Consider the following 7733-nt stretch of genomic DNA (forward strand, 5'->3'; position numbering starts at 1 on the left):
ATTCTTAATGTGTACACTACTGTCTCAACTAACTTTAGCTAATACAAATTATACAATTGGTACTGGTAGTCAGAGTGGAACATATTATCCACTAGGTGGAATGTTGGCAAAAGTGTGGGGAGAGAAGATCCCAAACTTTAACATGAGGGCCGAAGTAACTGCAGCCTCTGTAGAAAATACAATCAAAGTCTCAACGAACAAGCAACTTGCAGGTATTGCAATGGGTAACGTTGTTCTTCAAGCAAATGCAGGAAAGAAGCCATTTCCTAGAAAGATGCCTATATCAGTTCTTTTTGCTCTATACCCAAATGTTGTTCAATTTATTGTGCCAGCCGATTCTAAAATTACAAAGCTTTCAGACTTAAAAGGTAAAAAGGTTTCACTTGGAGCCCCTGGATCAGGTACAAGAGTAAGTGCAGTTAATATTCTTAACACACTTGGAATAAAAGAGAGTGATATTCAAGCACAATCTCTAAATTATACCGCAACCACTAGAGCGCTATCTAACAATCAAATTGATGCTGGTGTGATTGTTGGAAGTCTTTCAACTGGTGCAATTACAGAAGTTGCTCTAACTCATAATATTCGTATCCTAAGCTTCTCAAAAGAAGAAATAGCAAAAGTAATAGCAGATAACCCTTCTTATGAAGGATTAGACGTTCCAGCAGAGAATTACAATAAAGTTCCAGCATTTACTGCACCAGCTGTATGGAACGTACTTGTAGTAAATAAAACTCTAGATGAGAAGTTAGCTTATGAAATGACTAAAGTAGCTTTTGAAAATATGAAACAAATTCGTAACGCTATAAATGATACGAAATTTACAACTCTTGAGAATATGACAAAGCTAAAAGGTGCAGAACTACACCCAGGAGCTCTTAGATACAGAAATGAAAAACTAAAAACAAAGTAGAAATAAATGACTAAAGATAAATCTCTAAATTTTATTACACATAATTTTCTGCTATCGGTTTTCACGGTAGCAGCTATTTGCCTTTCTATATTCCAGGTTTGGTATGGTATTACGGCAGGGCTTTCGGCCCCAGTGTTCAGACCTATACATGTATCTTGGGTACTTGTATTAGTTTTCTTAGTAAGACCAATGTTTAATAAAGATACTCATCCTAAACTTTACCTTCCGGGCAGGTTTGTTGATTTATTCTTTTGTGCAATCACAATTTACTCAAGCATGAAGATTACTAGTTTTAACTATGATGACATTTCATTTCTAATAGATGGACTCTCTAAAAATGACTTAATTGCAGGCGTAATATTAATGGTCCTTCTACTAGAAGCAACAAGAAGAACTGTTGGTTTTATAATGGTTGCCATTTCTGCAATCTTTCTAGCTTACGCTTTATACGGTGATGCTCTCCCCTCTTCATTTGCAAGCAAGGGCTTTAGTTTAGAAGAAGTTATAAGATTTCATATCTATTCTACAAATGGAGTATTTGGAGCACCTCTAGCGATTGCAGCTGGTGTAGTATTTATGTTTATCTTATTTGGTGCATTCCTTAATGTAAGTGGAGCTGGAAAGTTTTTTATCGATGCTTCTTTTGCAGCAGCAGGAAAGTATAAAGGAGGACCGGCCAAGGCAAGTGTTCTTGCATCTGCGGCTCTAGGCTCAATATCAGGTTCAGCTATTGCAAATACTGTAACGACAGGAGCTTTTACAATTCCTATGATGAAAAAGCTTGGATATAAGCCAGAGCAAGCAGCGGGAATTGAAGCTGCTGCTTCAACCGGTGGACAGATCATGCCTCCAGTAATGGGTGCAGGTGCTTTCGTAATGGCACAATTCACAGGTATTCCATATAGCAACATTCTTCTTGTATCAATAGCTCCTGCAATCCTCTATTTTGCTTGTACGCTACTCTATGTACATTTAATGGCCACAAAACTTGGTCTTAGTGGAATGGATACGACTGAGAAAATCAGTGTTGTACTTAAAAGAGGTTGGCATTTTTTATTACCACTTTTACTACTAACATCTCTCCTATTGTTAAACTACTCTCCAGTCTTAGTTGGTATTGCAGGTTGCGCGGCAATAGTTTGTGCTGCTTTGATACGAAAAGAAACAAGGTTTGGATTAAAAGTGTTTTTTGAAGCTCTGAAAGAAGGAGCTAATATGACTCTTTCAATCTCATGTGCTTGTGCAACTGCTGGTATAGTTGTCGGAGTTGTTGGTCAGACAGGGATTGGTCTTCAATTTACACAATTCCTTCTAGCACTTTCTGGAGGATACCTTTGGTCGGTTCTCGCCCTAATTATGGTAGCAGCGATTATTCTAGGAATGGGACTACCTGTAACAGCAGCATATATTGTTCTTTCAATTATGGCGGTTCCAGCTCTTACTGATCTTGGACTATCTATTCTAACTGCGCACATGATTGTGTTCTGGCTATCCCAGACTTCTAACGTAACTCCTCCGATTGCCCTTGCGGCTTTTGCAGGCGCAGGCGTGGCCAATGCCTCACCAATGAAATCGGCGATACAAGCTTTTAAACTTGCCCAGGGATTCTTCTTAATTCCATTAATGATGGCGTTTTCAAATCTAGTACTTGTTGAAGGTGAAGGAATGGTTGAATTTATTTTTGCAATTATTTCAACAATAGCAATTATCATAGCATTTGCTGGGTCCATTGAAGGAATAATCATAAATAAACTGAAAGCTCCCGAAAGAGTTATCCTTGCTATTTGTGGAGTATCAGTGGTCTTTACAACAGAGTCTCTAAGAGCAGTAGGCGTCGTTCTAATCATCTCAACAGTTATGCTCAACTATATTAAGGGAAAAAAAATTAACATAGTAAAAGCTTAACTATAATGGTCAGTAAAACACTGACCATTAATTCTTATTTACACATTTTTTTAATTTTGTAACAAGAAGTAGACCACCCTTAACTAAGGATGGTCTTTGAAACTACTATACGGCCTTAACTATATAAGAATGTATAAAGTACCCTACACCTAAAAGAAAAATACCTATTGAATAGCAGCTCCAAAAGTTGAGACTAAACTTTTGCGCAAACAGAAATGGTACAAAGAAAAGTAACGATACAGGAATTGCGACAAATACGCTCTTGGCATACTCAACGGACTGTTCACTATCTCCCCACTGAAGGTGCGAAAAAGCTAATGCCAGAAGCGTTGTTAGAGGAAGAGCTGTAATAAACCCAGCAAGACCAGTCTTCTTTCCAGATAGCCATGAAACGAAACTAATTAGTACTGCTGCGACTACAGTTTTACCTATTGCTAACCACATACTACTTACCTGTAAAGTTAGCGGCGACAAACTCACCACTAAGAGTTAAAAAGATGAATAGTTTTTTTCCCTTCTCTCCTTCTTTATTTGAAAAAGTAAGTAGCCATTCTGTCTTATCATTAAATTTCTTTTTTACTGAAGAGTCTAACTTAGAACCTTTCCAACTCGTGTGAATTTTTTTAGCTTTAATTAGTCTTCTAATATTTTGTTTTGCAATGTCTACGGCGTTATCTTTTGTTATTTGCTTTTTCTCATGTGAGTGAGAATGCCCATTAGAATGAGAGTGTCCATGTCCCTCTCCTGCAAAAGTATAAGTCGAAACTGCAATTGCCATAATAAAAGTTATTAATTTCATAAATTCTCCTAAATATTATCATGTTTGTTAAAATTATTTTGCTTAACTTTCTCAAGATCTAAGTGATGATGAATGTGACGATCTTCTGAAAAACCAAACTCATCTGGATTGGATTGATGAAAATAACCATGCATCTGCATCAAAAAAAGCAATACACCAGCAATGACTAATCCATCATTTACAATCTTAGAAGCCATACTAAATACTTTTAACTTTCTGACTTGATTTAAAATAAAGAGCATAATAACTAAAGCAAATACTTGTCCCAGCTCAACTCCAACATTGAAAGAAATTATACGCAGTAGCATACTAGTTCCTTTCTCACCCAAGGGTAATTGTTGCAAGCGAGTTGAGAGTCCGAAGCCGTGAATCAAACCAAATATGAAAACCATCAATAAAAGATTTGGTGACTTCTTAAGGTTTAAGTATCTTTTTAAAAAGCCATTATTATCTAGCCCTTTATAACATACGCTCAATGCTATTACGGCATCAATAACCCAGTAATTAGCTGATACGCCTAAGAATGTTGCAAAAATAAGTGTTATACTATGACCGACAGTAAAGGCACTTATAAATTTAACTATGTCTGTAACACTTGTTAAAAAGAAAATGACCCCAAGTAAAAAGAGTAGATGGTCATAACCAGTAATCATGTGTTCTGCTCCAAGCCAAACATATTGAAGATAGCCACCTTCAATCATAGCTTGCTTTGAGCTCTCACTAATACCGTGAGCAAATGAATTTGCCGTAAGTAGAAGTGAAGATATGCCTATTATATTTAACATATTTTCTCCTATATTTATTTTAACTTAACCGAATATTAAAGCTAAACAATAGGAGGTCTAAAAATTTCAAGAGAGTGCTCTGTTGAAATATGGGATGTATAAAAGAATACGTGCTTTCTACGATATGAATAGTTAAGACAAATATCAGGGCTATATTTATTTTGAAACTTTAAGATTTCAACATGAGAGACTTTAAAATGCTCGTGTGTATGCTCATGCTCTTTTCCGTCTTCAGAATGTTTATGTGTATGCTTGTGCGGGGAAATATTATCGTCAATATTATCATGATAGGAATTATTAACTGACGCGTACTGCTCAAAGTGGCCACTTACATCAATCTTACTTACATTAATACTACTCACACTTAGAGCTAGAGCGCTCTGTATTATGAAAATAAATAAAAGTTTTGAATAAGTGATCATAATATAACGATATAAGACTTTAGCTAATAGATAAAGAAACAAAAGGTCCTATATTTTCTAAAAGTAATAGTCTTTTTGTTCAATAAACAATAAACTTTTACTAAATATATTAAATTTTTAAAATGGATAGATTATGAAAAGGATATCAACTTCTTTCTTATTACTACTTCTGAGTATGAATAGCTATGCTCTTAAAAATGACAACCTTGGCATCTACGGAAAGATTGCCCTTGTTTCTGCTTTAAATTTTGATGAAGGATCGCAAGCGCTCGGAGATAACTCTTCAAGAATTGGTATCACTTATGACCAAGCAGAAGTTATGGAAGGCTGGTCGGCTTCATTAAGAGGCGAATGGTCAATCAATACAAATAGAAATAATAGTGGGTTTGGATCTTCAAACTTTGAAGGAAAACAGTATGATGTTGTTTCAAATAGTGGACCTTTTGGAAATCGCTTAGGATATCTTTCTTTCTATAATAGTAACTTAACAATATCAGCTGGAAAAATGTGGTCTATCTTCTACGATATTGCAGAGTACACTGATTTATTTTTCACTGATGGAGCAAGGGCCTCATCTGCTTATACGGCCACTGGAGAAGTTGATGGTACATACAGAGCTTCAGAAGTTATTCAACTAAGGTACAAGTATAAGAACTTAAGGTTTGGTCTTCAGACAAAGCTTACCGGTAAAGAAATGATAAGCTACGACTTTGATAATGATGGTACAGCTGAGTCATCTCTTGTTTACAAGCAGGCCCAGGCAGCATCAATTCAATATGTTAAAAATAAATATACAGTGGGTATCTCTGCTTTAAATCTTATATTTGATAATAATGGGCATAGTGAGTCTCAACTTAGTATTTCATATGGATTTAAGTATAACTTCAAGAAGATTTTCTTAAATGGTGTCTACACTAGGGCAAAAGACTTAGAGCTTACAAATGATAATCGATTTGTACACTCAGACGGAATTGAAGCAATATTGGGATATAGACTTAAAGAAAACTCTAGAGTTATGTTAGGTGTAAATCACCAGACAAGATCTGAATCTGGCGATTATAAACTTCTCTACTACTATGCTTCATATTCAATAGATATAAAAAGTCTAAATTTAGCTGTTGAGTATATTCATGGTGATAGTAGAAACAATGATGGAAGCGACAATAAGGAACATAAGCTTAAGTTAGGTGCATCACTCTCATTCTAGTAGAGATCCTTACCAAGATCTATTAATAACAAGTATAGTCTTAAATCAAACTCTACTTGATGATAATCTTCTTGCATGTAGGTACATAAGTTATAAAACGCCTTATTGTGTTCTTTTTCCTTAAAGTGAGCAAGCTCATGAACTATAAGCATTTCTAACATTTCCATTGGAGCTTTCTTAAGAGTACTAGAGACTCTAATCTCATGTTTACTCTTTAACTTTCCACCGTGATTTCGACTTATAAAAGTATGGTTACCGAGGGCACTTTGCACAATATCCTTTTGCTTTTCATAAATCACCTTACTAAGTTGAGGTGCTTTCTTTAGATATTGCTGCTTGAGACCATTTGTATATTGAAAGAGGAGTTTGTCAGATGAGATATTGTGAGGCGCAGGATACTTTGTAATTAAGTATGTTTTTAACTTATCAGACTGTACCAACCCTTCAATTTGATTTAAAACTTCTTCAGGGTAACCCTTGAAGTACTTTAGTATATTCATACCTAAATCCAATGCTTTACTTAATCAAATAGATAAGTCTGCGTGCAAATATGATTCTATTCTTAGCAGCAATCTCCCTCTATGTCAGTAAAGTTTAAAGTACTTACAGACCTTTCCTTATTCTAATGATAGATTAGCTTTTGAAGTTTAATATAAGATCATAAGGTAATGAAAGATGACAATACAGCAGCCAGAGAAACCAGAGAATTCATTTCGTATAACACTTGAATTAGAAGAGTCAGGACAAAAACTAGACGCAGTACTATTTGAAGCTATAAGAGCACAGGATGAAAACCTTGAACTTAAAGAAATATCAAAAGGTCAGTTTAAAAAGCTATTCACTGAAAAGAAAGTCCTTATAAAGAATCAAAATGCAAAACCAAAGTCTTCCATTAATAGTGGGACAACATATGTGGATATCTTGCTATCAAAGTAGTTTAAATCTTATAAATATATTCTATTTTTATGTCATTAGTTTGGTCACTGTGAATTTAATACACACCAGAGCAATCGTACTATCAACAACTTAGATCTCCCATTTTGGCCTCTCCTTTGCTTATATATAAAAAAACAAATCAAGGGGATCAAATGAAAAGATTAATACTTTTATCAGCAATATTTTTTGGAAGCTACTCTGTTAATGCACTTGAGTGTGGGGATAGTATTGAAGTAGATACAGTTATGACCTCTGATTTAGATTGCTCTAATTATAATGGTTTTGCTGCTTTAGAAATTAAGGGAGATGCCGTTCTAAATGCGAAAGGGCATACAATTTCAACTCCAAATACATCTGTGGGAATCTACGCTGAAGGTGGATTAATAAAAATAAGAAACTTAACTATTGAAGGTGCTCCAAGTGCAATTGGAGTTATGGGCTACAATGTAAGAAAGCTTGTTGTTAATAAGACAACGGCCGTAGACATGTTCATTGGTGTTGATTATTACACTGCAGATGATTACGATTGTGACCGACTTAGAGTTAGTAACAGTAATTTAAGCTCAAACGAATATGGTGTAAGAGTAAACTCTCCAAAGTGTGAATATACTCCACGATTTGTAAATACAGATTTCTCATATTCCAAATCATATGCATTAAACGTAAGTGCAAAGATCATAAGAGTAAATGGAGTACTAGGTAATGATTTTTCAAGCTCAGCAAATGGACTCCTACTACATTCTCAAGAAAAGACAGCTATAGTAAA

At 35.1% G+C, this 7733-nt stretch carries 10 protein-coding genes; 5 read left to right on the forward strand and 5 right to left on the reverse strand.

Going from position 1 to position 7733, the window contains the following annotated elements:
- Positions 1 to 7: 7 nt before the first annotated feature.
- Together ABX784_RS14090 and ABX784_RS14095 are read left to right on the forward strand one after the other, a co-directional pair.
- Entirely contained in the window at positions 8 to 913 is a 906-nt protein-coding gene (locus ABX784_RS14090) for a TAXI family TRAP transporter solute-binding subunit (RefSeq protein WP_372655706.1), read from the forward strand.
- A gap of 6 nt (positions 914 to 919) precedes the next feature.
- Entirely contained in the window at positions 920 to 2818 is a 1899-nt protein-coding gene (locus tag ABX784_RS14095; protein ID WP_372655697.1) for a TRAP transporter permease, read from the forward strand.
- A gap of 105 nt (positions 2819 to 2923) precedes the next feature.
- On the opposite strand, the gene ABX784_RS14100 is transcribed toward ABX784_RS14095, so the two are convergent.
- Genes ABX784_RS14100 through ABX784_RS14115 form a run of 4 tightly spaced genes read right to left on the reverse strand, consistent with a single transcriptional unit; the run spans position 2924 to position 4764 of the window.
- A complete protein-coding gene (locus ABX784_RS14100) occupies positions 2924 to 3262 on the reverse strand; it encodes a hypothetical protein (protein ID WP_372655698.1) in 339 nt (112 codons plus the stop codon).
- A 1-nt stretch (position 3263) separates the two neighbouring features.
- Positions 3264 to 3617, reverse strand: a complete 354-nt coding sequence (locus ABX784_RS14105; RefSeq protein WP_372655699.1) for a DUF6488 family protein — start codon at positions 3615 to 3617, stop codon at positions 3264 to 3266.
- Positions 3618 to 3625: 8 nt separating this feature from the next.
- Complete coding sequence (locus ABX784_RS14110) at positions 3626 to 4402, reverse strand: HupE/UreJ family protein (protein WP_372655700.1); 777 nt, start codon at positions 4400 to 4402, stop codon at positions 3626 to 3628.
- 41 nt (positions 4403 to 4443) lie between these two features.
- On the reverse strand, positions 4444 to 4764 hold the full coding sequence (locus tag ABX784_RS14115) for a hypothetical protein (protein WP_372655701.1): 321 nt from the start codon (positions 4762 to 4764) through the stop codon (positions 4444 to 4446).
- A 193-nt stretch (positions 4765 to 4957) separates the two neighbouring features.
- Here ABX784_RS14115 and ABX784_RS14120 point away from each other — a divergent pair, with 193 nt between their 5' ends.
- Positions 4958 to 6031 carry a porin gene (locus ABX784_RS14120; protein WP_372655702.1) on the forward strand — a complete coding sequence of 358 codons (1074 nt, stop codon included), beginning with the start codon at positions 4958 to 4960 and terminating at the stop codon, positions 6029 to 6031.
- On the opposite strand, the gene ABX784_RS14125 is transcribed toward ABX784_RS14120, so the two are convergent.
- Positions 6028 to 6531 carry a M48 family metallopeptidase gene (locus tag ABX784_RS14125; protein ID WP_372655703.1) on the reverse strand — a complete coding sequence of 168 codons (504 nt, stop codon included), beginning with the start codon at positions 6529 to 6531 and terminating at the stop codon, positions 6028 to 6030. The two genes, ABX784_RS14120 and ABX784_RS14125, sit on opposite strands and share 4 nt — an antisense overlap.
- Positions 6532 to 6706: 175 nt before the next feature.
- On the opposite strand from ABX784_RS14125, the gene ABX784_RS14130 reads away from it, so the two are divergent.
- Both ABX784_RS14130 and ABX784_RS14135 read left to right on the forward strand, forming a co-directional pair.
- Positions 6707 to 6967, forward strand: coding sequence for a hypothetical protein (locus tag ABX784_RS14130; RefSeq protein WP_372655704.1), 261 nt, complete (start codon positions 6707 to 6709; stop codon positions 6965 to 6967).
- Between the two features lie 152 nt (positions 6968 to 7119).
- Positions 7120 to 7733: hypothetical protein (locus ABX784_RS14135; protein ID WP_372655705.1), on the forward strand; the 614-nt coding region annotated here is incomplete at its 3' end.

The organism is Halobacteriovorax sp. (assembly GCF_041587335.1).
Classification (GTDB): Bacteria; Bdellovibrionota; Bacteriovoracia; order Bacteriovoracales; family Bacteriovoracaceae; genus Halobacteriovorax.

What these genes read in the sequence shown, in the direction of transcription:
- ABX784_RS14105 (WP_372655699.1), bottom strand. Translation starts at nt 3,617, where the DNA reads ATGAAATTAATAACTTTTATTATGGCAATTGCAGTTTCGACTTATACT.
- ABX784_RS14130 (WP_372655704.1), top strand. Translation starts at nt 6,707, where the DNA reads ATGACAATACAGCAGCCAGAGAAACCAGAGAATTCATTTCGTATAACA.
- ABX784_RS14110 (WP_372655700.1), bottom strand. Translation starts at nt 4,402, where the DNA reads ATGTTAAATATAATAGGCATATCTTCACTTCTACTTACGGCAAATTCA.
- ABX784_RS14100 (WP_372655698.1), bottom strand. Translation starts at nt 3,262, where the DNA reads ATGTGGTTAGCAATAGGTAAAACTGTAGTCGCAGCAGTACTAATTAGT.
- ABX784_RS14090 (WP_372655706.1), top strand. Translation starts at nt 8, where the DNA reads ATGTGTACACTACTGTCTCAACTAACTTTAGCTAATACAAATTATACA.
- ABX784_RS14120 (WP_372655702.1), top strand. Translation starts at nt 4,958, where the DNA reads ATGAAAAGGATATCAACTTCTTTCTTATTACTACTTCTGAGTATGAAT.
- ABX784_RS14125 (WP_372655703.1), bottom strand. Translation starts at nt 6,531, where the DNA reads ATGAATATACTAAAGTACTTCAAGGGTTACCCTGAAGAAGTTTTAAAT.
- ABX784_RS14095 (WP_372655697.1), top strand. Translation starts at nt 920, where the DNA reads ATGACTAAAGATAAATCTCTAAATTTTATTACACATAATTTTCTGCTA.